The following is a 22,307-nucleotide window of genomic DNA, read 5'->3' on the forward strand; positions in this document are numbered from 1 at the left end:
AAAAAATTCTGCGAGAGTTTTAAATTTGTTAATTTTTTGATGAAGTAGGAGTTTTTCATGAGCACAAATTCTGATTTTTCGCGATATCAAGAACTGCAAAAACAGTTAAAAGCAGCAAGCGATTCTTATTATAAAGACGGCGTTTCGCCGATGAGCGACCAAGATTTTGATTTTGGAATTAAAGAATTGGAAGCCTTGGAAACAGCGCATCCCGAATGGAAAAATTCCGATTCGTTGACCGCAATCGTCGGAAGCGATCTCACGAATGATTTTAAAAAAGTCGAACATCGCATTCCGATGCTTTCGATTTCGAATGCGTATAGTCAAGAAGAAGTGGCTGATTTTATTCGCCAAGCGCAGTCGATTGTGCCCGCTGCCAAAGAATGGATTTGCGAAAGAAAAATTGACGGCATCAGCATGTCGCTCACTTATCATCACGGCATTCTCGTTCGCGCAGCGACTCGCGGAAACGGCACTGTCGGCGATGACGTCACTGCAAACGTTAAAACGATTGCCGATATTCCGCACAAATTGCGCGGAGCACCCGAAGGCGATTTAGAAGTTCGCGGCGAAGTTTACATGGAATTTAAAACCTTCGAATTTTTGAATGATGAACTCGAAGCCCGCGGATTAAAAGGTTTTCAAAATCCGCGGAATACTGCAGCGGGAACACTCAAACTCAAAGATCCGAAAGAATGTGCGAAACGAAAATTGCGATTTTTAGCGTATCATATTCCCGAAGACATCGGCAACAAAAAACATTCCGATAATTTGAAATCGTTGGAATATTTTGGCTTTCAAACGAACGATCATTGGCTCGCTTATAGCGTCGAAGATATTATGCGAATTGCATCTCAAATTCTCGCTGGCCGCGATTCTCTCGCGTATCCAATCGACGGCATGGTCATCAAGCAAAATGATTTAACGTTACAACAAGAATTAGGAACGACTGCGAAAAGTCCGCGTTGGGCGCTTGCGTATAAATTCAAAGCGGAACGCGCTTACACGCCTGTGCGTTCAGTCGATTTTCAAGTCGGGCGCACGGGGCGCATTACACCGGTAGCCAATTTTGATCCGATTCGTTTAGCGGGCACAACGGTAAAGCGTGCGACTTTGCATAATTTCGATGAAATTGAACGGTTGGATTTGCGCGTCGGCGATACCGTCGGCGTAGAAAAAGGCGGCGACATTATTCCGAAAATTATCGAAGTCGATTTGACGAAACGCCCCGAAGGAACGCATCCGATTACTCCTCCCGAATGCTGTCCGGTCTGCGGAATGCCGTTAACGAAAAAAGAAGGCGAAGTCGATTTGCGCTGCGAAAATTTGCACTGCCCCGCGATGACGCAATGTCTTTTTGAACATTTCGTTTCCCGCGAAGCGATGAACATCGAAAATTTAGGACCTGCGTTAATCGCCGATTTATTAGAAACGAAAAAAATTTCTCGCCTTTCTGATTTGTATAAATTAACTCAAGACGATTTAATTTCTCTCGATCGCATAGCAGAAAAGAGCGCAAAAAATGTCATCGATGCAATTGAAAAAAGCAAAAACTTAAGTCTGGAAAATTTCTTATTTGCCATCGGAATCCGATTCGTCGGACGCACAAAAGCCCGCATTTTTGCAAAGCATTTCCGCACTCTTGAAGCGTTAGAAAATGCAACTCTCGAAGAACTCATCGAAATCCCCGATATCGGTGAACGCATCGCACAAAGCGTCTATGACTTTTTCCGCAGTCCCGATTACAAAGCCGAAGTCGACGCCCTTGTCGCCGCAGGAATTGCAACCGAATTCAAAGGCGAAATTAAAGATCACTTCGCCGGTGTCACTGCTGTTCTCACCGGAACTCTTCCGACTCTTGATCGGAATACCGCGCGAAAACTCATCGAAGATAACGGCGGAAAAGTTTCCGGCTCCGTGAGTAAAAAAACGACTTGGGTTTTAGCGGGCGAAGAAGCGGGCAGTAAACTTACCAAAGCAGAAGAATTAGGAATTCCTGTTCACGATGAAGATTGGCTTTTGAATGAATTGGGAATGAAAAATGGCGAAGAAAAAAACTAAATTTTCACTATGATTAGAAATTTTATTCCCGCAGATTTTAAATCGGATGACCCGAAACAGGTTACCGAATATTATGAAAAATTAGTTCGCGAAATCATTCCCGAAAATGCAAAAGCGCTTCGCGATTGGATTCTCAAATGGAATGAATTGACGACAGTTCTTTCCGAAGAAAGCGCGCATCGTTATGTGGCGATGACTTCGCATACTCAAGATGAATCGATTGCAAAAGCTTACATGGATTTTGTTGAAAATATCGATCCGATTTGCGAAGATTACAACAATAAACTCGAACGCAAAATGATTGCGCATCCGAATGTCACCGATTTAGAAAGTGAATTCGGCGTTTACTTCCGCGATGTCCGCACAAGCCTTGAACTTTTTAACAAAGAAAATATTCCGCTCTTTACGCAAGAATCGACAGAGATTCAAAGCTATCAGAAAATCACGAGCACGATGAGCGTCGAATATCACGGCGAAACGAAAACGCTGCAACAAATGGCGAAACTTCTCTCCGAGCCCGATCGGAACGTCCGCGAAGACGCTTGGCGAAAAATCGCTTCTCGCCGTTTGCAAGACAAAGAACGTTTGGACGAAGCATTTGATAAACTCTTCAAATTGCGTATTCAGATTTCGAAAAATTCTGGATTCTATAATTATCTCGATTACATTTTCAAAGCAAAATCTCGCTTTGATTATTCGCCAGAAAATTGCCAAACATTCCACGAAAGCATTGAAAAAATCGTCCTTCCCTACTTAGCGGATTTATACCGCGAAAAAGCAAAAACGATGAAGCTCGAACGCTTGCGTCCGTGGGATACCAATGTTGATGCGCTTTCGCGTCCGCCATTAAAACCTTTCCAAAATGGCGAAGAACTCATCGAAAAAGTCGGCACGATTTTTGATAAACTTTCGCCGCAAACGGGAGCGTGGTTCCGGACGATGCAAAAAGAACATCTCATCGATCCCGATAGCCGCATGGGCAAAGCTCCCGGAGGTTATCAAATCGGATTTGAAGAAAGCGGACGTCCGTTTATCTTCATGAATGCCGCCGGAACCGATGGCGATATTTACACTCTTCTCCACGAAAGTGGACATTCTTTCCAACAATTTAGCGTTGCCGATATTCCGCTTACCGCTTACCACGACATTCCCTCGGAATTCGCCGAAGTTTCGAGCATGAGCATGGAACTTATCGGCTCTACAGATCTTTCGCCGTTCTACCCGAACGAAGAAGATGCAAAGCGCAGCCGCGCAAGCGAACTCGAAGAAATTATTTGGCTTTTCCCGTGGGTCGCCTCCGTCGATTCCTTCCAACATTTGCTTTACACGCATCCGAATCATACCGCAGCCGACCGCAAAGAAATGTGGCTTTCGGTGATGGATCGTTATGATGCGGGAATTGATTACAGCGGATTCGAAGACGAACGCGCTTATCTATGGCAAAAGCAACTGCACATTTTTGAAGTGCCATTCTACTACATCGAATATGGCATCGCTCAATTAGGCGCCCTCCAAGTGTGGGAAAATTTCAAAAAGAATCCTGCGAAAGGTTTAAGCGATCTCTTTGCCGCCGAAGCTCTCGGTTCTAGCCGTCCTTTGCCAGAACTTTTTGCGCGCGCAGGCATCCGTTTTGACTTTTCTCCTGCGACGATTGAACCGCTTATGCGGGATTTAAGCGATGAACTCACCCGCTTGAAACGCTAAAATCGCGATTTTAAGCAAAAAAATTCAGAAAAATTTATTTTTTAAGGTGTTTTGTCTTGACGAAACGCCTTTTTTTTGTTAATTTTGGCGCACATCCTTGGAGGGATGGCCGAGTGGTTGAAGGCGCACGCTTGGAAAGCGTGTTTACTTAACTGTAACGAGGGTTCGAATCCCTCTCCCTCTTCTAAAACTTTACAAGGTGGCTTATGTCTAATCATCGCGTTTACCTTGACGATATCTACGCAAGCGAAGCCTGCAAAGGTTCTACATTCCGCGCAGTTGTCATGATGGCTCAAGAAGCTCGTTTCATCAATGAACAAGCTCGTCTCGGTTATATCAATCTGACGATGAAGCCGACGACCATTGCGATGGACAAGTTCAAAGATAACAAGCTCACGATTCTTTCGAAAGCCGAAGCGGAAAGCCGTCAAGCAGCGAAAAATGAATCGGCTAAAAATCATGAACATGCATCGAATAACGCGAGCAGCGTCGATTCTGCAAACGATGCATTCGGTGTCTAAGCCAAACGTTTAGCGTATTTGAAAAGGCGGCTCTACGGGGTCGCCTTTCTTTTTAAGAGGATTTTATGAGCCGCGATATTCTTGCAGAAATCATTGAAAAGCGAAGAGTGGACCTTGCTCGCCTTGGAACTTGCTTTGGATTTGAACGTCCAGAGCGCACTCGCCCGCTGCATCCTTTTATCGCAGCTCCCGGAACAATTCTCGAAGTGAAGCGTTCTTCGCCGTCAAAAGGAAATATCGCGATGGGATTAGACCCGAGCGAAACGGCGCGCACCTACGCAGAAGCCGGAACCTCTGCAATTTCCGTTTTAACCGAAAGCAATTATTTTCACGGTTCTCTCGCCGATTTGGTGAAAGTTGCCAACGCAGCTCCGAATTGTGCCATTTTGCGCAAAGATTTTTTGCTTATTCCCGAAGAAATTGATGTAGCGTATGATTTTGGCGCAGACGCCGTTCTGCTCATCGCCCGCATTCTTTCGGACGAAACCCTTTTGCAAATGGCAAAGCGCACTTGCAAACTGGGAATGACGCCGTTTGTCGAAGTTCGGACGGATGATGATTTGCGGAAACTCGCCCTCGTTCAGAAAAATGTGGAATGTGTCGCCGGGGTAAATGCTCGCGATCTTCGGAATTTTCATATCGATCCGCTGATTCCGGCTGCGTTCCGCGAAAAACTCGGTCCGCGCGCCGTCTTTGAAAGTGGCGTTCAAGTGCCCGCAGACGCTGCATTCGCCCGCAGACTCGGATTTACAGGCGTTTTAATCGGCGAAGCCGCTGCAAAAAATCAAAAATGCGCCAAGGATTTAGTGCACGCTTTTGTAAGCGCATCCCCCGATGGCTACGGTAAATTTTGGAAACGCATCGCCGAAAAGCGAGAACAAGTCTGCGAAAAATTCCCCGGAAAACCTCTTGTTAAAATTTGTGGCATTACCAATTCGGAAGACGCCATTCTCGCTGCAGAATCGGGCGCCGATCTTTTGGGTTTTGTTTTCTTTAGCAAAAGTCCGCGCAAAACAACTGCCGAAGAAGCGAAAAAAATCATCGCCGAAGTCAAAGCAAAATTTGCAGAAAATGCCCCGCTGTGCGTCGGCGTTCTCGCTGACCGCGGAAGCGAAGAAGAGTCCGCTGCGCTGAAACTTGCCCGCGAAGGCATTCTCGATGCGATCCAATTTCACGGCTGCGGAATCCCCGAGAATTTGCGCAATGCAAATTCTCTCGACTTTGGTTATTATGAAGCGCTTCGCGTCAAATCGAACGAAGATGTTTCGGCGCTCACCCAAAATTCTTGCCACAGTTTACCGCGAACTCTCATCGACGCCTATGTTCCGAATGAAATCGGCGGCACAGGAAAACGGATTGCGAGCGAACTCGTCGACTACGTCCGCAAAAATAATGCGCTTTGGATGGCGGGAGGCATTTCTCCGGAAAATGTTTCCGAAATCGTCACCCGTTTTTCACCCGAACTCATCGACCTTTCTAGCGCACTCGAAGAAGCTCCCGGGAAAAAGAGCGCCGAGAAAATGCGAAAATTCTTCGCCCAAGTCCGCGGATAAATGAAAAAAGCAACTCAACTGAGTTGCTTTTTAAGTGGAGGTGAGGAGAGTCGAACTCCTGTCCAAAACCACGTCCCCGTTCATTCCTACGTGCGTTCCCTTCGTATTTAAGATCTCGCCAGTTTTCACGCCCAAGAAGGTCGGCGCAAATTCCAGCCAGTTCTGTAAATTTCGGACCGCGCCCCAGAACATGACGCTTTCCTATCCCACATTGCGACTGGAGATCTCAAGCCCGTGGGAGGGGATCAAGTTCCAGCGTTGCTAAAAATTAAGCAGCGAGTGCGTATTCTTCGTTAGCACTTATTTTTTTCCGGCTTTTTTACGAGGCCAGCCAGACCCTCGGCACGCAACTCACGCTTCAGCGATCCTGTCGAAACCAGAGCACCCCCGAAACAGAGAAGACAGGTTAAATATAGTAAAAGTCAATCAAAGAATAAAGGGAAATTTTTATGTGCAACGCCCCGAAGGGGTGAGACGCAGCGAATAGCTGCGGCGAAGCAAACCAGAGCACCCCCGAAACAGCGCGGGCAATGAGGAATTTTATCTCCTGAGTTCCGGAGGGCAATCTTGCGTGCAAAATGTTATCTCCGGAGTCCCGATGGACAAATTTTGCAGAAATTAGAGATCTTCGTGCGAGAACGTCCCAAATTTACCGTTTTTAAAATTCACATTTTAACCGCGCCGAAGGCGCGATTATCTCAATTTCTCATTCGGGCCTGCTGCGGTTGCTGTGCAATTATTATTCGGGTTTGTATGGTGTGCTTTCTTCATAAACATACTCGGGTGCAATATCAATTTCTCCGTGATCCCAAGTTAGTACTCCGTGTTGAACTTCAAAAGCTTGAAAAACTTCTTGATTTTTTAATGGATTGAAAGCGTTGCCGGTGAGTTTTGCAGCATCAAAAAGTCGCATTTCACCTGTCGAGAATTTAACCAATAAAATTTTATCAGCAATAAATTTTGCTGCAACAACTTTTATCGAATCATTTTTTTCTCCGGCGAAGCAAATTCCGTTTACTTCATACATACTCACCTCATGGGTTTAATTTTTTCAAAATGATTTCCTTGAATCGCTTTATTCCAAGCAACATTCGTTTTTTCTTTATTCAAAAAAGCCAACTAGACAGAACTTTAAATTGTTTCGCAGGAATTGAGCCAGAAAGTAATTCACCATCTAAAGAAACTTCTGCCTCATGCTCTCCATAAAAAAACATGAACATGTGGTTGATTGTGCTGTTTATTATCGTGAAAATACATATAGATAATCATTCCTGCGAATCGACTTAGCTCAGGCATTTTTCCTCCATTCCTAATTTAAATATTTTAAAACAATCTATAAATTTTAGGCTTCAAAAAAATAGGAATAATTTCTCATAAAAAAAGCGGCTTTCGCCGCTCTTTCTTTTAGCCGAGTTTGTTTACAATCAAAGTCTTTGCTTCGAAGGTTTCGCGGTTGATCCATTTGACGAGAAGCGAAACTTTGTTGTCTTTATCGAGAGCGTTCCAGTAGGCGTCGCGGGTCTTTTCGGCGGTTTCGAAAATCGGCATCCACTGCGGAACGCCGGCGAAAGACGGAATCGGTGTGCCGTTGGTAACGTAAGTCGAAACAAAATGGCCGAGACCCGGAAGCGCTTTTTCGTAGCCGAAAGTTTCGCGGATGCAGCCCGCTTCTTCGGAATTTTCATCGGATTTTAAAATCGAAAGTTGATAGACATACGGCGCTGCGTTCTTGTAGGTAATTCCCGAAATGCGCGGCGTGAAATTCGGCGCGTCGTCTTCGTATTCGCGGGTAGCGAGAGCGCTTTCAAAAGTGCCGCCTAAACGAATGCCATCAAAAATGGTGTCGGTCTGATCGCCGTTCGTGATAATGTGCGCGTTATCGAGATGACGAGCGGGATAATAAATGATGAGATGCGGATCCGTGAGTTTGCTTTCGTCAAACGCTTTCGTTTTCACAAAGCCCGATTCTTCGGCAACGAAAATGCGATTGCGACTGTTTACGCTTCTGCCCATAATCCAGTAAACTTGTACGAAAGCTTTGCCATCGGGAGAGGTGCCGAGCACAATTCCGCGACCAGGATACGGATTCTTGGAAAGAGTTTGAAAGTTTTCTTCTGCCTTAGCTGAATAGCTCATCGGGAACCTCATAATGAAAAAATTTTCTTTGAATTTAGAAAAATTTTTGCGTTCGTTTTTACTTTGCGCCGGTGCTTTGCTTTAATGCTTTTTGAATCGCCGCTTCTAACGAAGATTCATACGGAACACCCGGCCAAATTTTTTGAATGTAATCGTTTTCGTCGAGTAAGATGAGAGTGGGAATCGACGAAATGCGATAGGTGCGATACAATTCTTGTGCCGCATCGCGGTAAAGCGGATAGGGCGATGGATGTTCGCGGTAAAAATTTTCGAGGACGCTTAAATCTTCGTTGGCGACGCCGATAATTTCAAGACCTTGACTTTGATATTTTTGATATAAACGGTCGAGAATCGGAAGTGTTTGACGACATGGTCCGCACCAAGTTGCCCAAAAATCGAGCAGTCTCGCTTTGGGTTTTGCTTGACTTTTTTCAGCGTTCTTGTAATAATTTTTGGGGAAGGCTTTGAATTTGCTTCCGATGGCCGAGCCTGTCATTTGCGAAACATCATCGGGGCGCTCCGAAAGTTTCACTTGAATATTTTTCGCTTTGCCGTTGCGGAAAACTTTTAAACGAACTTTGGTTCCCGTTTTCTTCCCCGCGACCTCTTGTTTTAAAACAGCGAGTTCCGTAATTTTTTTGCCGTTAATTTCGACGATAAAGTCGCCGGGCAAAACTTCTTTTGCATCCGCTTCGGGGAGAACGCTTTCCACTTTGATCGCATACTGATTTTGATACGTATCTTCGCGAAATCCAATGCCGAGCCACGGGACAGCGAAAGCCGAAATGTGGAGCGCAAACAGGACGAATGTAAAAAAGAAAAATCGCATGAAAACCTTCTTAGAAAAAGATTAGCGAAAGCGTTCCCGAAATCACCGTGCTTGCAGTCTTTGTCACATATTCTTCTTCGCGGCCAAGACTTTCTCCGATGAGATACGAGAGGCGAATTTTTCCTTGGAGCGCAAAATGCGCGTGCGGCCAAGGTTTCATATTGCGTCCGTAATCTACAAAAATTCGCGGAGCGGTAAACCAATCGCCTTCTTTCTTAAAATAGACGGCGGTTGCGCCGACATCTACAAAATCTTCTTCGCTAAAAAAATAACGGATGGCGCTCCCCGCTTCATAAACTTTTTCATTTAATCCGATGGAAATTTCGGGCGCAATGCCGAAGTCGTTTTGAAAACGATAAGCGGCAAGTCCCGAAAGAGAAAGGTCAAATTCGCTGAGATAGTATGCGATGGAAATTCCCCCGCCGAATGAAAATCCGCGGTCAATTTCTCGGGCGAGAGCTTCTTCTTCGGCAGCGTCATTTTCTAGAAAGAATCCGGCGTGCGCACAAACCGCAAAGAAGAGAATGAAGAAGAGTTTCCGCATTTTTTATTCGCGCTTTGCATTCGCTCTGCGAAGGGCTTTGAACAATTCTTTTCGCATTGCGTGAGCGGGCATCCAACGGAAAGCGCAAACGCTATAACATTCCACGGCATCGGCTCCGGCTTGCATTAAATCGAAAACTTTTTCACCGTGATCAATGCCACCGCAAGCGATAACGCTCAACTGCGGGAATCGCGATTTGACAAATTGCGTCATGCTGTAAGTGTTCAAATAAAGCGGACGTCCACTCAAGCCGCCTTTATCGCCATCAGCACGGAGAACTTTCAATTCATCGTATTTGGCAAACATCGGCAGTTCTCCCATTTTTTTTGTGGGGAATGTATTGCCGACGATGACGCCGTTTACGCCAGAGCGCACGAGAACTTCGACGGTAGCAAGCAATTGATTTTCCGAAAAGTCTGGGCTGAGTTTTGCGTAAACCGCTTTCCGAATCGATTGCGAATCACGATACTTCATGATTTCCGAAAAGAGATGTTCGATAAATTGCGTGTCCAAATCCAAACGGTTTTCGCCGGTGTTGGGACAGCTCGCATTGATTTCGATGTAATCGCCGACGGGATAAGCAATCGCAAAACTTTCGAGGACATCGGTGATTTTTTCTTTTTCAGAAGAAAGCCCCGGCGTTTCGGCGACCGAGATGCCGACGCTCATTCCGCTTTTATGAATGCTTGCGATTTGTGCGCTCACCCGTTTTGCGATGACTTCGACGCCATCGTTATTGAGTCCCATGCTGTTGTAAATCGCACGGTCTTCTTCTAAGAATCCAACGCGCGGACGATGCGTGTTTCCTTTGCGAAAATGTCTTGTCGCAGTTCCCACCGAAACACCGCCGAATCCGAGATTCGCGTAATCCGAGACGCGAAGCGCCGTTTTATTTGCTCCCGCCGCAAGAATAATGGGAGCGCTGAGAACGATTGGATTACTCTTATCGGGGAAAGTAATCGTCGTCTTGAGTTCGGGCGTAAAATCGGGCTTTCCGCTTAAAAAAGGAAGATACGGCGCAAAGCGCGCCACATGTTTCAAGGAATCGTGGCGAAATTCCGGCCATTTTTTGAAGACGCGGCGAATGAACGCCAAAAGTTTATCGCCTTTCAGTAAATTATAATCGTGGTTTTCACATTCGACTGTCATATTTGATTAAATTAACAAAAAAAACATCAAGGAAAAAATTGGTATCTGTATGAACGAAACTTTACCCGCCCGCATTCATGAAATGTTTCCGCGTTACGTTGCGGCTCTTGAAAATCTCATCCGCATTCCGTCGATCAGTTTCGACAACTTTGACCAAAATGAAGTGCACCGTTCTGCGCAAGCGGTGAAAAATCTTTTTGAAGAACACGGCTTTCAAAATGCGCAGCTTTTGCTTCCGCCGAGTGGACGTCCTTCGGTCTTTGCAGAAATTAAAACGAATCCGCACAAGCCGACGATTCTTTTGTATGCGCATCACGATGTGCAACCGACGATGCGCGAAGAATTGTGGCAGAGCGCTCCGTTTGCGCCCGAAGTCCGCGATGGCAGACTTTACGGCCGCGGCGCTGCCGACGATAAATCCGGAATTATTTTGCATTTGGCTGCGGTGACGCAAGCGCTTTCGATCGCGGGCAATCAAATGCCGAATATTAAAGTTTTAATCGAAGGCGAAGAAGAATGCGGCAGTTCTGGTTTTGGAGAACTTTTGAATAAGAACCGCGAACTTTTAAAATGCGATGCGGTGATTATCGCAGACCTTTCGAATTTCGCTGAAGGAACGCCGTCGATTACGACAACTCTCCGCGGAATGTCTGCGGTTTCTGTCATCGTGAAAGCGATGAAAACGCCTTTGCATTCGGGCTCTTGGTCGGGGCCGATTCCCGATCCGGTGCAAGCGCTTTGCAAAATGATTGCCTCTCTCACCGATGAAAAAGGAAACATTCTCATCGAGCATTTTTCCGATGGCATTATTCCGCCGACCGAAGAAGAATTGAAAAGTTACGAAGCGCTCGGTTATACCGAAGAAACTTTCCGCAAAGAAGCTGCCCTTTTGAATAAAACTGAAATTCTCGGTGGCAAGAAAGAAATTTTGACGACTCTTTGGCGGAAGCCTTCAATTGTTGTCACCGCCTTTGAAGCGGGCTCGCGGACACAAGCAGGAAATGTTTTGCAGAACGCTGCCTATGCCCGCATCGGCATTCGCCTTGCCCCTGGAATGGCCGCAGTTCCTTGCACCGAACTTTTGTGCAATCATTTAAAAAAGGAATGCCCCGCAGGTCTTGAAATTTCGCTTTTCCCCGAAGACGGCGCAAATCCATTTACCACCGATATTTCGCATCCGTATTTTGCCAAGATGAAAGAAGCGATGACGCGAGCCTACGGAAACGAAGCAAAATTTATCGGCTGCGGCGCATCGATTCCGGGCGCACAACTTTTCCGCGATAACTTTGGAGAAATTCCCATTCTCATGACGGGGCTCGAAGATCCGAAATGCAACGCGCACAGCGAAAATGAAAGTCTCGGACTCGCGGATTTTGAACGCGGCATTATCGCCGAAGCGCTCTTCTTGGAGGAACTTTCGAAATGAAACTCGTCGTTTTAACCGGAGCTGGAATCAGCGCCGAATCGGGACTCCGGACTTTCCGCGGGAACGATGGCCTTTGGGAAAATGAACCGATCGAAGCGGTGGCAACTCCCGAAGGTTACTTTCGCGATAAAAAACGGGTGAAGGATTTTTACAATAAATTGCGCGTTTCGTTGCCCAAGTTTCAGCCGAATGCGGCTCACATTGCGCTTGCAAAACTCGAAGAACGTTTAGGCGATGACTTTCTTCTCATCACGCAAAATGTCGACGATTTGCACGAACGCGCGGGCAGTAAACGCGTCCTTCACATGCACGGATATTTGAACGAACTTCGCTGCGAAAAAAATGAAGAGCACATTTTTCCGTTTACCGGCGAAGAAACGATGCAAACGAAATGTCCCATCTGCGGAGCGATGAGTCGCCCGCATATTGTTTGGTTCGGCGAAATTCCTCTGTTTATGGATACGATTGAACACGCACTTCAAACGACTGCAGAATTTGTTTACATTGGAACGAGCAGCGTCGTTTATCCCGCAGCAGGCTTTAAGCAAATCGCAAAACATTTCGGCGCTCACGTGACTTGCCTCAATTTAGAAGTGAATCCAAACGATCCGAATACCGACGAAAATATCCAAGGAAAAGCGACAGAAATTGTCCCGCGTTGGTGCGAAAATTTTGGAAAATAATCGAGGCAAACGATGGAAAAAATTAAAAAGACAAACGCCGCAAGACTTTTAGATCAAAAACACATCGCATACGAACTCATCCCGTATAAAGTTGATGAAAATGACCTCGGTGCAGAACATGTCGCAGCGACTCTCGGCGAACCGATTGAACGCGTTTTTAAAACGATTCTCGTTCACGGCGATAAAACGGGACATCTCATCGGCGTCGTCCCCGGCAATTTGGAAGTTTGCTTAAAAGGTCTCGCCAAGGCGAGCCGCAATAAAAGCGTTGAAACGGTTCCGCTCAAAGAACTTCTCCCGCTGACCGGTTACATCCGCGGCGGTTGCTCTCCCATCGGACTCAAAAAGCCGTTTCCGGTATTTCTCCACGAAACGGCAATGCAGTTTGATTTTATTTATGTGAGCGCAGGACAACGCGGTCTGCAAATAAAAATTTCACCGCAGGATTTAGTCGCTGCGGTGAATGCAACGGTTGCCGCCATCGCGGAACCGAAACCGACGATTTAGCAATTACCGCAACTTCCGCAGTTTTCGCCAGCGGCATTATTTAATCCAAGACGATTCAAAATTTCAAAATCGCCGCGGATTGTAGTGCCGCTTGTCGTTAACATATCGCCCGTAATTGTAGCGCTTGCGCCCGACACAAGAGCTTTTTCACCAAAGTCTTTCATGATTTTACGGCCAGCGGCCAAACGGATATTGGCTTCGGGGTTAATGTAACGGAAGAATGCAATCGTCCGCATTAAATCTTCGGCGGGGATTTGCTTTAAATGCGCCAAAGGGGAACCCGGAATTGGCATTAACGCATTGATGGGAATCGAGTGAATATTCAATTCGGCAAGGCTAATCGCCATATCCAAACGATCTTCCCAAGTTTCGCCCATTCCGATAATTCCGCCGGAGCAAACGCACAAACCTTCGGCTTGCGCCATTTTAATTTCGCGGATTTTATCCTCGTAAGTATGCGTCGTGCAAATATTCGGAAAATTCCGCTTACTCGTTTCGATGTTGTGATGATAACTCGTCACGCCCGCTTCATGTAAACGGTGCAACTGTTCTTTCGAAAGGAATCCCATACTTGCGCAAAGTCCGAGCTTCAGCGTTTTGTGCATTTCTTCGTAAGCTTCAATCGCTTTGTCAAATTCTTCGCCGGTGAGCGCTCGGCCCGCCGTGACGATAGCAAAACGGTTGACGCCCGCAGCCGCATTCTGTTTCGCTTCGGCGATAATGCGTTCTTTCGGCAAAAACGGATATTCTTCGCAGCCGGTTTTATTGTGAACAGACTGCGCACAATATTTGCAATTTTCGGGACAGCGTCCGCTGCGGCCGTTGATAATGGTACAAAGGTCGATGTGATTTTTACAGAAATGTTTTTGAATCCAGCCTGCGCCGGTTTCTAACTTTTCTAAATCACAAGTGAGAAAAAACGACAAGTCGTCGCCGCGTTGAATGCGATGACCATCGATAATTTTCTGAGCGAGTTCCAAAACATCTACATTCGCCATAGACTGTTTACCTCACGATTTTTTTCCTGGTAAGTCTTCTTTTTCAAAGGTCAATTTTTTCCCGTCGGCGTCGGCATCAATTTTAATCGTCGAGAAATCGGTGAATGTTCCGAGGAGAAGTCCTTCGGAAAGTTCATCTTCAACGAGAGTTTGAATGCTTCTGCGAAGCGGTCTTGCGCCGAGTGCGGGATCGTAACCGTGTTCGGCGATGACTTTTTTCGCGGCTTCGGTAAATTCGAGAAGAATGCCGCGTTCCGACAAATTCTTTTGCAAATAGCCCAAAAGAATATCCACAATGCGGATTAAATCTTCTTTGTTCAAACTGCGGAATACGATTTGATCATCGATGCGGTTCAAGAATTCGGGCGAGAACACTTTTTTCGCTTCTTCGTGAATCGTCGCTTCCATCCGTTCAAAATCATCGGATTCCGAAAGTTTCGTAAAGCCCATGCCTGCGCTATGCTTGACTTCGCGCGCGCCGACATTTGACGTCATAATGATAATCGTATTTTTGAAATTGATTTTGCGGCCAAAGCTATCGGTCAACTGCCCGTCATCTAAAATTTGGAGCAGAAGATTATACACATCGGGATGCGCTTTTTCAATTTCGTCGAGCAAGACAACCGAATACGGATGCTTGCGCACTTTTTCGGTCAGCTGTCCGCCGCCTTCTTCGTAGCCCACATATCCCGGAGGCGCTCCGATCAAACGGCTGATGCTATGCTTTTCCATGTATTCGCTCATGTCGATGCGAATCATCGAATCTTCAGCACCGAAAAGGCTGAGCGAAAGCACTTTTGCAAGTTCCGTTTTTCCAACGCCTGTCGGCCCGAGGAATAGGAAGCTTCCCATCGGGCGACGTGTATCGCGGATACCAGCCCGCGAACGCCGAATTGAACGCACTACCGCAGAAACGGCGCGGTCTTGTCCGATAATGCGTTCTTTAATTTCTTTATCCAAATTGATGAGCTTTTTCGTTTCTTCGCCCGCTAACCGCGAAATCGGAATGCCCGTCATTTTGCTTATCACATCGCGAATCACATCTTCATCGACGACTAAGCATTCGGTTTTCCGCTTTTCGAGCCAAGCATTTTTGAGATCTGTAATTTTCTTTTGTAAAGCATCCGCTTCGTCGCGGGCTTTTGCTGCATCTTCAAACTTTTCCGTCCGCAATGCGTCTTCTTTTTTCTGCACAGCTTCGGCAAGTTTCGTTTCCATATCGCGAAGTTCTGGTGGCACAGCCATACTCGCAAGGCGCGTGCGTGCGCCCGCTTCATCGATGACGTCTATAGCTTTATCCGGCAAGAATCTTTCGGAAAGATAACGATCGCCGAGGACAACGGCTGCGCGAATTGCTTCCGGCGTATATTTCACTTTGTGATGTTTTTCATAGCGATCCATCAAACCATTCAAGATGATAATCGAATCTTCAATTGTCGGCGGATTGATGAGAATCTTTTGGAAACGACGTTCTAGCGCTGCATCTTTTTCAATGTATTTGCGGAATTCGTCCACCGTCGTTGCGCCAATGCATTGCAATTCTCCGCGGGCAAGTGCCGGCTTAAAAATATTCGAAGCGTCCAAGCTTCCTTCCGAACCGCCTGCGCCGACAATCGTGTGCAATTCATCGATGAATAAAATCACCGCATTTTCGTTGCGCTGCAATTCCATGATGAGCGCTTTCAAGCGTTCTTCAAATTGGCCGCGGTATTTTGTGCCGGCGACCATCGCGGCGACATCCAATGTGATGACGCGTTTATTTTCCAAAATTTCAGGAATTTTCTTTTCGACGATTTTTTGCGCAAGCCCTTCAACGATGGCAGTTTTTCCGACGCCAGGTTCGCCGATTAAAACCGGATTATTTTTTTTGCGGCGGCAAAGCACTTGAATTAAACGTTCAATTTCTTCGCTGCGCCCGATAATCGGGTCGAGTTTTCCTTGCATCGCAAGCGCTGTCAAATCCCGTCCAAAATGATCGAGAATCGGCGTCTTCGATTTCGGTTCCATCCGACGATTTGCATTTCCCGAAGAATTGACATCCAATTTCTGCGGACGCGAATCATCTTTTACCGATTCAATAGCTTGGCGTAATGCATTATATTCGACGCCTGCTGCGGTAAGCGCTGCCGCGGCCTGCGATTCTGCGACTTTCAAAAGCGAAAGCAAAACGTGTTCTGTGCCGATGTAATTATCGTCTAATAATTGCGCTTCGACTGCGGCGGCTTGCAGCACACTTTTCGCATGATCCGAAAATGTCACTTGCGAACCGATTGTCATCATTCCGCCCGAAGACGAAATGGAGCGTTCCACATCTTGCGCAAGCGTATTCAAATCCACGCCCAATGTTTTGAGCGCAGCCGCTGCGACGCCCGCTCCTTCGCTTACAATGCCGAGCAAAAGATGTTCCGTTCCCACATGTTCTGAATTGAGCCGTTTTGCTTCATCGCGAGCAAATTGCAAAACTTTCTTCACACGATCTGTAAAACGTCCAGCCATTTATTCCCTCTCCTTTTCAAAAGGCACCACCACTCCGCCGTGCATGTGAACGCGACTCGTTGCAAATTCCGCCATGCGTTCATCGTGAGTCACCACGAGCAAAGTTTGCTTATAATCTTCGTGAATTTGTTGAAAAAGTTCATTCAGCATCCGCGCATTTTTTTCGTCCAAGCTTCCGCTCGGTTCATCGGCGAGGATGACATCGGGACGATTCATAAGCGCCCGCGCCACAGCAACTCGCTGCCGTTCGCCGCCCGAAAGTTCCTGCGGTAAATGTTTTAATCTTCCGGCAAGTCCCACTTTTTCGAGAAGACTTTCGGCGTATTCTCTTTGCTCCGAAAAATTGCCGAGCGGATTTAAAATGCGAGCGGGAATGCACACATTTTCGAGTGCGGTAAATTCCGAAAGCAAGTGATGAAATTGAAAAACAAATCCCACTTTCTTTGCGTGATATTCATCTTTTTCTTTCGCAGACATTTTGCTCAAATTCTTTCCTTCAAAAAGAATTTCGCCCGATGTCGGCGTATCGAGTGCGCCCACTAAATTTAAAAACGTGGACTTGCCCGATCCCGATGCTCCTGTGAGCACGCAGAATTCATTTTTCAAAAGCGAAAAATCAACGCCTTTTAAAATTTCCAAACGTTCACCGGTTTCGCTAAAAACGCGAGTCAGCGCTTTCGTCTCTAAAATTTTTTCTGCATTATTCATGACGAATCGCCCCCACCGGATCTAAAGTCGAAGCTTTCCACGCCGGAAGCAAAGTCGAAAGAGTGCAAAGCAAAATGCCGAGCACAAAGACGATAATCACATCGAGCGGATCGATGAGCACCGGAAAATACGGCAACACATACACATCGCCCGGAAGCTTGATAAAGTGATACGTCTGCTGCAAAGCGCAAAGAATCAGCCCTACAGTTCCGCCGAGAATTGTTCCGCCGACGCCGATGAAAGAACCCATCAGCATAAAGACTCGCATCACACCGCGGCGCGAAAGTCCCATGCTGCGGAGAATGCCGATTTCTTTTGTCTTGTCGGTGACGACCATAATGAGCGAACTGATAATATTAAATGCAGCGACTAAAATGATTAAGCAGATAATGGCTGCGACGATGAATTTTTCGTAATTCATCCATTTGAGCAATGTAATATTTTTCGTTTTCCAATCGATAAAATAATACGGATAACCGATGACGTCGCCAGCGCGCTCTGCGCTTTCATTCGCTTTCCATTGATCTTTCACGCGAAATTGAATTCCCGAAACTTCGTTTATGCGTAATCCTAAAAGTTTCTGCGCTTCGGGAATTCCAATGTATGCGATATTGCCATCGTATTCATACATTCCCGTTTCAAAAATTCCTGCGACAACGCAAGCCAAAATTTTCGGTCCACCCGAAGAAACGGCATCTGTACTTTGAAAAGTTTGAATGATGATTTTATCGCCTACGAGCACGCGCAAACGATTCGCAAGCGAAACGCCGAGAATTACTGCGGGGCGTCTTTCCCCCATCGCATCGGGAAGTGAATCAAGAGAATAATTTCCGCTCACAATATTTTCGGAAAGGTTCACCACCTTCGCCGAACGTTCTGCGTCAATTCCGTAAATGACAATGCCATCGTTGACTTTTTTGCTGCTAATTCCCACTTTATAAATCACAAAGGGAGCAGAAGCCACGACTTCGGAATCCTGCGCCATCACGACACCGGCGAGCGAATCGTAATTGAGAACAGGTTCACTTCGATACGCATACATTTCGAAATGCGCATCTTTGCCAATCATCTGAGCGGTGACTTCTTTTTCAAAACCGTTCACCGCCGACAGCGCAACGATCAGCGCAAAAACGCCGATGCTTACCCCGAGCATGCTAAAGATGCCGATAAGAGAAACAAATAAACTTTTTCTCTGCGCTCCGAGATAGCGCCACGCAATTAAAAATTCCAGTTTATTCATGCAAAAAATGCAGCCGGTGCAGAACCAAGTCTGCAACCGGCTTTGAAATTAGGTTTCCGGCTTCATCAACGGGAAGAGAATCACATCGCGGATGGTCTGCTGATTGGTCAAAAGCATCACCATACGGTCAATGCCAAATCCTACGCCACCCGTCGGCGGAAGTCCCGCTTCGACTGCGTCAATGAAGTTTTCGTCCATCGGATGAGTTTCGCCTTCGCCACCGCGACCGCGGCGCACTTGATCTTCCAAGAGTTCGCGCTGACGCACCGGATCATTCAATTCCGTATAAGCGTTGCCGAGTTCCCAACCATTTGCGTATGGTTCGAACTGTTCAATCAAATCCGGATTTTTGCGATGGCTCTTGCAAAGCGGCGTGCTTTCCTTCGGCATATCGATGATGAAAGTCGGCTGAATCAATTTCTTTTCCACAGTGAGTTCGAAAAGTTCGAGAATTCCGCGACCACGACTCCATTCGCCATCCATCTTGCCGCCGAGCTTATCGAGAGTCGCTTTCAATTCATCGTCAGACATCGCAGAAACATCGTAACCGCCGATTTGCTTAATCGCATCAAGCATCGGAATACGCGGCCACGGCGCCTTAAAATCAATTTCGGTTCCTTGATAATTGATTTTCGTCGAGCCCGTTGCAGCGATTGCGGCACGTTCGTAAATATTTTCAAAATGCACCATCATATCGTTGTAATCCGCATAAGCCTGATAAAATTCGAGGCCAGTAAATTCGGGGCTATGCGTCCGGTCCATGCCTTCGTTGCGGAAGTTTTTGCTGAATTCAAAAACGCGTTCCATACCGCCCACAATGCAACGCTTCAAATAAAGTTCTGGAGCGACGCGCAAATACAAAGTCATATCTGCAGCGTTATGATGCGTTGTAAACGGACGCGCATTTGCACCGCCGTAAATCGGTTGAAGAGTTGGCGTTTCCACTTCGATGAATTTATTTTCGAGCAAGTATTCGCGAATCGCTTGCAAAATGCGACTGCGTTTTAAGAAGACTTCGCGGACATCGTCGTTGAGCGCCATATCGATATAACGTTCACGGTAACGCGTATCCACATCTTTAAATTCGTTGAAGACTTTCTTGTTGCCGTTTTCGTCCACGATTTCTTTGGGCACGGGCAGCGGACGAATCGCCTTCGCGAGCATTACCACCTTATCGGCCTTCACCGAATATTCGCCCGTATGCGTTTCCATCATCGAGCCTTCGACACCGACGATATCGCCAAAGTCAATCATCTTCACAACTTCATAATCGGCTTCGCCCACCAAATCCTTTGCGCAGACAATTTGCAAACGACCATAGCGGTCCTTCAAATGCATAAAGCAAAGTTTACCCTTGCGATTGTAACGCACCACGCGTCCTGCAAACGCAATTTTTTCTTCGGATTTTAAGAGTTCTTCTTTCTTTTCACGGAGAAGTTCCGACGTATGCGTGCGGTTAAATTTATGCGGATAGGGATTCACTCCCATTTCCTTAAACTTCGAAAGCTTATCAAGGCGAGCCTTGTATTGGTCATTCATTTCTTGCATAGTAAGAATCCTGTTGAAATTTTACGGCACAAATGTAGAAATTTAACGCCTTTAAGAAGCAAATCCGAGACGCTGCGAATCGGTAAAAAGCGAAAAATTTTGCAAAAATGCAGAAAAATTTTCCTTCAATTCTATCTGAATAAGATTTTTCCGCTTCGGAAAATTTCAAATTCTTTGACCAAAAATGCGTTTCAAAAATTTTTTTGATAATTTTATTTTAATCTAACTTTTCAAGCCTAAATTAACTAAATTAGTTTCAACTAAAAAAGGAGACATTATACTTTCTATTTTCAAAACGAAAAATTCTTAAGCGCTTTGGCTGGTGCCGCTGCGGTTGCCATCGGAAAGAAAATCCTCAAATCCCCGAAGACCCGCGATCTTGCTGTCAAAGGCCTTGCGCAAGGGATGAAGCTTCACCACGAAGCCAAAGAAAATTTTCAAAACATGAAAGACGAAGCTTCGGACATTTGCAACGATGCCAAAGCAGAAGCTGGCTTAGATAAATAAAAAACTCAAAACCTCATTGTTTTCAATGAGGTTTGCGTTTCGCAATTCAAAGAAATATCGCGACGGCGATGTTTTAAGGTGTGCCAAAATGAAATTTCAAATTGTTTACGATAAACCCGGACGCTTGCGTGTGCGCGCCGGCGGATTTGCTTTTGATAAAAATAAAGAATGCGCCATTTTTATGGTACTTCGAAATTTTGAAGGCGTCACATCCGTTCAAGTTCACGCAGAAAACGGGGGCATTTTAATCACTTATCAAAATGACATTCGAAAAAAACTTTTGGAATTTTTAGAAAATTGCGATACGCGAAAATTAAAAGAGAACCTTTAGCCGTTCGCAAATCCGAAAAATCAACGGTCTTTGCGGGAACCGTCCTCGAAGAAGGTTCTCTCGTCATCAAAGTCCGCGAAATTTCATCGAATACAAAAATCAGCAAAATCATCGAGCTCATCGACAATTCCGAAAATTTAAAAGCCGGCATTCAAAGCCGCGCCGAATCTCTTGCCGATAGCATTGTTCCGTTCAGTTTCCTCGCCTTTGGACTCACCTTTGCCATCACGCGAAACATCACAAAAGCCGTCTCGGTTTTAATGGTCGATTATTCGTGCGCCATCAAATTATCAACGCCAATCGCCGTCATTTCCGCACTTCGCGAAGCTTCCGAGCACAACATGACCGTCAAAGGCGGAAAATATCTTGAAACTTTCGCCGACGCGGACACGATTGTATTTGACAAAACCGGAACATTAACCCAAGCAGAACCGCATCTCGAAAAAGTCATTCCCTTCGGCGATTACAGCGAAAATGAAGCGCTCAAAATCGCCGCTTGCTTGGAAGAACATTTCCCGCATAGCGTTGCCCGTGCGATTGTCAAAGGCGCAGAACTTCGCGGGCTCAAGCATTTAGAAGAACACGCCGAAGTGCATTACATTGTCGCACACGGGATCGCCACCAGTCTTCACGGCGAACGCGCAATCATCGGCAGCAAACATTTTGTCACCGAAGACGAACACGTATTCATTTCTCCCGAAGACGAAGCGATTCTCGAAAAAGAAACCGGCGCCTATTCTTGCATTTATTTAGCCATCGGCGGAAAACTCGCCGGCGTTCTTTGCATTAGCGATCCACCGCGTCCCGAAGCGAAATCGGTCATCGCCGACTTAAAAAATCTCGGTTTCCAAAACATCATCATGCTCACCGGCGACAGCTAAAAATCGGCTGAAAGAACTGCCGCCCTTTTAGGCATCGATGAATGTCGCGCTCAAGTTCTCCCCGAAGAAAAACACCGCGTCATCGAAGAACTCAAAGCCTCCGGAAAAAAAGTCGTCATGATTGGAGACGGCATCAACGATGCTCCAGCCCTCGCGACCGCAGACGTTTCCATCGCCATGAGCGACGCCTCAGACATCGCCAAAGAAACCGCTGACATCACTCTCTGTTCCGCCAATTTAGCCGAGCTCATCTTGCTTCGAAAATTGAGCGAAAAACTTTTCGAACGCATCCATTCCAATTACCGATTCATCGTAGGCTTCAACAGTTCCCTCCTCCTCAGCGGACTCGTTGGAATCCTTGCGCCCGGCACTTCCGCGCTCTTGCACAACGTTTCCACCATGGGAATTTGCGCTCGCAGCATGACGCCGCTTCTCCCCAAATAATTTTTTCTTTTGGGCATTCCCGCATACAGTGCGGTCGGGCT

At 46.3% G+C, this 22,307-nt stretch carries 21 protein-coding genes, 1 tRNA gene, 1 other RNA gene and 1 pseudogene; 12 read left to right on the forward strand and 12 right to left on the reverse strand.

Annotation, left to right across the window (positions count from 1 at the left end):
- The first annotated feature begins 57 nt into the window (after positions 1-57).
- The 5 genes from ligA to trpF all read left to right on the forward strand — a co-directional run bounded on the left by ligA (position 58) and on the right by trpF (position 5,839).
- Entirely contained in the window at positions 58-2,061 is a 2,004-nt protein-coding gene (gene ligA / locus B0H50_RS02875) for an NAD-dependent DNA ligase LigA (RefSeq protein ID WP_106198213.1), read from the forward strand.
- A 9-nt stretch (positions 2,062-2,070) separates the two neighbouring features.
- Positions 2,071-3,765 carry a M3 family oligoendopeptidase gene (locus tag B0H50_RS02880; protein WP_106198214.1) on the forward strand — a complete coding sequence of 565 codons (1,695 nt, stop codon included), beginning with the start codon at positions 2,071-2,073 and terminating at the stop codon, positions 3,763-3,765.
- Positions 3,766-3,864: 99 nt separating this feature from the next.
- Positions 3,865-3,949, forward strand: a tRNA-Ser gene (locus B0H50_RS02885).
- 22 nt (positions 3,950-3,971) lie between these two features.
- Entirely contained in the window at positions 3,972-4,286 is a 315-nt protein-coding gene (locus B0H50_RS02890; RefSeq protein WP_106198215.1) for a hypothetical protein, read from the forward strand.
- A gap of 65 nt (positions 4,287-4,351) precedes the next feature.
- Entirely contained in the window at positions 4,352-5,839 is a 1,488-nt protein-coding gene (gene trpF / locus B0H50_RS02895) for a phosphoribosylanthranilate isomerase (RefSeq protein ID WP_109587218.1), read from the forward strand.
- A 32-nt stretch (positions 5,840-5,871) separates the two neighbouring features.
- Here the strand turns inward: trpF and ssrA are convergent.
- Positions 5,872-6,228: a transfer-messenger RNA gene (gene ssrA, locus B0H50_RS02900) on the reverse strand.
- Between the two features lie 350 nt (positions 6,229-6,578).
- A complete protein-coding gene (locus B0H50_RS02905) occupies positions 6,579-6,866 on the reverse strand; it encodes a DUF2442 domain-containing protein (RefSeq protein WP_106198217.1) in 288 nt (95 codons plus the stop codon).
- A 29-nt stretch (positions 6,867-6,895) separates the two neighbouring features.
- Between B0H50_RS02905 and B0H50_RS13425 the strand changes: the two genes are divergently transcribed.
- Positions 6,896-7,045, forward strand: a complete 150-nt coding sequence (locus B0H50_RS13425; RefSeq protein ID WP_199219603.1) for a hypothetical protein — start codon at positions 6,896-6,898, stop codon at positions 7,043-7,045.
- Here the strand turns inward: B0H50_RS13425 and B0H50_RS13850 are convergent.
- The 5 genes from B0H50_RS13850 to B0H50_RS02930 form a co-directional block, all read right to left on the reverse strand.
- Complete coding sequence (locus B0H50_RS13850; protein ID WP_199191867.1) at positions 7,031-7,135, reverse strand: DUF4160 domain-containing protein; 105 nt, start codon at positions 7,133-7,135, stop codon at positions 7,031-7,033. The two genes, B0H50_RS13425 and B0H50_RS13850, sit on opposite strands and share 15 nt — an antisense overlap.
- A gap of 108 nt (positions 7,136-7,243) precedes the next feature.
- Positions 7,244-7,975, reverse strand: a complete 732-nt coding sequence (locus tag B0H50_RS02915) for an IMP cyclohydrolase (protein ID WP_106198218.1) — start codon at positions 7,973-7,975, stop codon at positions 7,244-7,246.
- A 58-nt stretch (positions 7,976-8,033) separates the two neighbouring features.
- Positions 8,034-8,804, reverse strand: coding sequence for a redoxin domain-containing protein (locus B0H50_RS02920; RefSeq protein ID WP_106198219.1), 771 nt, complete (start codon positions 8,802-8,804; stop codon positions 8,034-8,036).
- Between the two features lie 10 nt (positions 8,805-8,814).
- The gene (locus B0H50_RS02925; protein ID WP_106198220.1) at positions 8,815-9,348 is read right to left on the reverse strand and encodes a hypothetical protein; all 534 of its coding nucleotides are present in this window, start codon (positions 9,346-9,348) and stop codon (positions 8,815-8,817) included.
- A 3-nt stretch (positions 9,349-9,351) separates the two neighbouring features.
- Positions 9,352-10,497: a beta/alpha barrel domain-containing protein gene (locus B0H50_RS02930; RefSeq protein WP_109587219.1), complete on the reverse strand. Its 1,146-nt coding sequence runs from the start codon at positions 10,495-10,497 to the stop codon at positions 9,352-9,354.
- Between the two features lie 49 nt (positions 10,498-10,546).
- On the opposite strand from B0H50_RS02930, the gene B0H50_RS02935 reads away from it, so the two are divergent.
- The 3 genes from B0H50_RS02935 to ybaK are packed head-to-tail and all read left to right on the forward strand — an operon-like array spanning position 10,547 to position 13,113.
- Positions 10,547-11,923 carry a M20/M25/M40 family metallo-hydrolase gene (locus B0H50_RS02935; protein WP_106198222.1) on the forward strand — a complete coding sequence of 459 codons (1,377 nt, stop codon included), beginning with the start codon at positions 10,547-10,549 and terminating at the stop codon, positions 11,921-11,923.
- Positions 11,920-12,606, forward strand: a complete 687-nt coding sequence (locus B0H50_RS02940; RefSeq protein ID WP_106198223.1) for an NAD-dependent deacylase — start codon at positions 11,920-11,922, stop codon at positions 12,604-12,606. Before B0H50_RS02935 ends, B0H50_RS02940 begins: the two co-directional genes overlap by 4 nt.
- A 12-nt stretch (positions 12,607-12,618) precedes the next feature.
- Positions 12,619-13,113 carry a Cys-tRNA(Pro) deacylase gene (gene ybaK, locus B0H50_RS02945; RefSeq protein WP_106198224.1) on the forward strand — a complete coding sequence of 165 codons (495 nt, stop codon included), beginning with the start codon at positions 12,619-12,621 and terminating at the stop codon, positions 13,111-13,113.
- On the opposite strand, the gene bioB is transcribed toward ybaK, so the two are convergent.
- From bioB to lysS, 5 genes are read right to left on the reverse strand one after another with little or no spacing between them, the layout of a single operon-like run.
- Positions 13,110-14,111 (reverse strand): biotin synthase BioB, encoded by a 1,002-nt coding sequence (gene bioB / locus B0H50_RS02950; RefSeq protein WP_109587220.1) that lies wholly within the window; start codon positions 14,109-14,111, stop codon positions 13,110-13,112. The two genes, ybaK and bioB, sit on opposite strands and share 4 nt — an antisense overlap.
- A 12-nt stretch (positions 14,112-14,123) precedes the next feature.
- Complete coding sequence (locus tag B0H50_RS02955) at positions 14,124-16,607, reverse strand: ATP-dependent Clp protease ATP-binding subunit (protein WP_106198226.1); 2,484 nt, start codon at positions 16,605-16,607, stop codon at positions 14,124-14,126.
- Positions 16,608-17,315, reverse strand: a complete 708-nt coding sequence (locus tag B0H50_RS02960) for an ABC transporter ATP-binding protein (protein ID WP_106198227.1) — start codon at positions 17,313-17,315, stop codon at positions 16,608-16,610. It lies immediately after the preceding gene.
- The gene (locus B0H50_RS02965; RefSeq protein ID WP_106198228.1) at positions 17,308-18,555 is read right to left on the reverse strand and encodes an FtsX-like permease family protein; all 1,248 of its coding nucleotides are present in this window, start codon (positions 18,553-18,555) and stop codon (positions 17,308-17,310) included. Before B0H50_RS02965 ends, B0H50_RS02960 begins: the two co-directional genes overlap by 8 nt.
- A gap of 48 nt (positions 18,556-18,603) precedes the next feature.
- Positions 18,604-20,103 (reverse strand): lysine--tRNA ligase, encoded by a 1,500-nt coding sequence (gene lysS, locus B0H50_RS02970; RefSeq protein ID WP_106198229.1) that lies wholly within the window; start codon positions 20,101-20,103, stop codon positions 18,604-18,606.
- A gap of 315 nt (positions 20,104-20,418) precedes the next feature.
- Here lysS and B0H50_RS02980 point away from each other — a divergent pair, with 315 nt between their 5' ends.
- From B0H50_RS02980 to B0H50_RS02990, 3 genes and pseudogenes are all read left to right on the forward strand, one after another.
- A complete protein-coding gene (locus B0H50_RS02980) occupies positions 20,419-20,610 on the forward strand; it encodes a DUF1490 domain-containing protein (RefSeq protein WP_106198231.1) in 192 nt (63 codons plus the stop codon).
- Positions 20,611-20,698: 88 nt separating this feature from the next.
- Positions 20,699-20,941 (forward strand): hypothetical protein, encoded by a 243-nt coding sequence (locus tag B0H50_RS13575; RefSeq protein ID WP_146193661.1) that lies wholly within the window; start codon positions 20,699-20,701, stop codon positions 20,939-20,941.
- Positions 20,932-22,266 (forward strand): annotated as a pseudogene (locus tag B0H50_RS02990) (heavy metal translocating P-type ATPase); the annotation flags it as partial. The gene B0H50_RS13575 and the pseudogene B0H50_RS02990, both read left to right, overlap by 10 nt.
- Positions 22,267-22,307 lie beyond the last annotated feature (41 nt).

It is taken from the genome of Hallerella porci (assembly GCF_003148885.1).
Classification (GTDB): Bacteria; Fibrobacterota; Fibrobacteria; order Fibrobacterales; family Fibrobacteraceae; genus Hallerella; species Hallerella porci.

Excerpts from the sequence above, each read along its gene's own strand:
- B0H50_RS02905 (WP_106198217.1), bottom strand. The coding sequence starts at position 6,866 with ATGTATGAAGTAAACGGAATTTGCTTCGCCGGAGAAAAAAATGATTCG.
- B0H50_RS02890 (WP_106198215.1), top strand. The coding sequence starts at position 3,972 with ATGTCTAATCATCGCGTTTACCTTGACGATATCTACGCAAGCGAAGCC.
- B0H50_RS02940 (WP_106198223.1), top strand. The coding sequence starts at position 11,920 with ATGAAACTCGTCGTTTTAACCGGAGCTGGAATCAGCGCCGAATCGGGA.
- B0H50_RS02965 (WP_106198228.1), bottom strand. The coding sequence starts at position 18,555 with ATGAATAAACTGGAATTTTTAATTGCGTGGCGCTATCTCGGAGCGCAG.
- B0H50_RS02960 (WP_106198227.1), bottom strand. The coding sequence starts at position 17,315 with ATGAATAATGCAGAAAAAATTTTAGAGACGAAAGCGCTGACTCGCGTT.
- B0H50_RS02935 (WP_106198222.1), top strand. The coding sequence starts at position 10,547 with ATGAACGAAACTTTACCCGCCCGCATTCATGAAATGTTTCCGCGTTAC.
- B0H50_RS02930 (WP_109587219.1), bottom strand. The coding sequence starts at position 10,497 with ATGACAGTCGAATGTGAAAACCACGATTATAATTTACTGAAAGGCGAT.
- lysS (WP_106198229.1), bottom strand. The coding sequence starts at position 20,103 with ATGCAAGAAATGAATGACCAATACAAGGCTCGCCTTGATAAGCTTTCG.
- B0H50_RS02925 (WP_106198220.1), bottom strand. The coding sequence starts at position 9,348 with ATGCGGAAACTCTTCTTCATTCTCTTCTTTGCGGTTTGTGCGCACGCC.
- B0H50_RS13850 (WP_199191867.1), bottom strand. The coding sequence starts at position 7,135 with ATGCCTGAGCTAAGTCGATTCGCAGGAATGATTATCTATATGTATTTT.
- B0H50_RS02920 (WP_106198219.1), bottom strand. The coding sequence starts at position 8,804 with ATGCGATTTTTCTTTTTTACATTCGTCCTGTTTGCGCTCCACATTTCG.
- B0H50_RS13425 (WP_199219603.1), top strand. The coding sequence starts at position 6,896 with ATGATTTCCTTGAATCGCTTTATTCCAAGCAACATTCGTTTTTTCTTT.
- B0H50_RS02955 (WP_106198226.1), bottom strand. The coding sequence starts at position 16,607 with ATGGCTGGACGTTTTACAGATCGTGTGAAGAAAGTTTTGCAATTTGCT.
- B0H50_RS02880 (WP_106198214.1), top strand. The coding sequence starts at position 2,071 with ATGATTAGAAATTTTATTCCCGCAGATTTTAAATCGGATGACCCGAAA.
- bioB (WP_109587220.1), bottom strand. The coding sequence starts at position 14,111 with ATGGCGAATGTAGATGTTTTGGAACTCGCTCAGAAAATTATCGATGGT.
- ybaK (WP_106198224.1), top strand. The coding sequence starts at position 12,619 with ATGGAAAAAATTAAAAAGACAAACGCCGCAAGACTTTTAGATCAAAAA.
- ligA (WP_106198213.1), top strand. The coding sequence starts at position 58 with ATGAGCACAAATTCTGATTTTTCGCGATATCAAGAACTGCAAAAACAG.
- B0H50_RS13575 (WP_146193661.1), top strand. The coding sequence starts at position 20,699 with ATGAAATTTCAAATTGTTTACGATAAACCCGGACGCTTGCGTGTGCGC.
- B0H50_RS02915 (WP_106198218.1), bottom strand. The coding sequence starts at position 7,975 with ATGAGCTATTCAGCTAAGGCAGAAGAAAACTTTCAAACTCTTTCCAAG.
- trpF (WP_109587218.1), top strand. The coding sequence starts at position 4,352 with ATGAGCCGCGATATTCTTGCAGAAATCATTGAAAAGCGAAGAGTGGAC.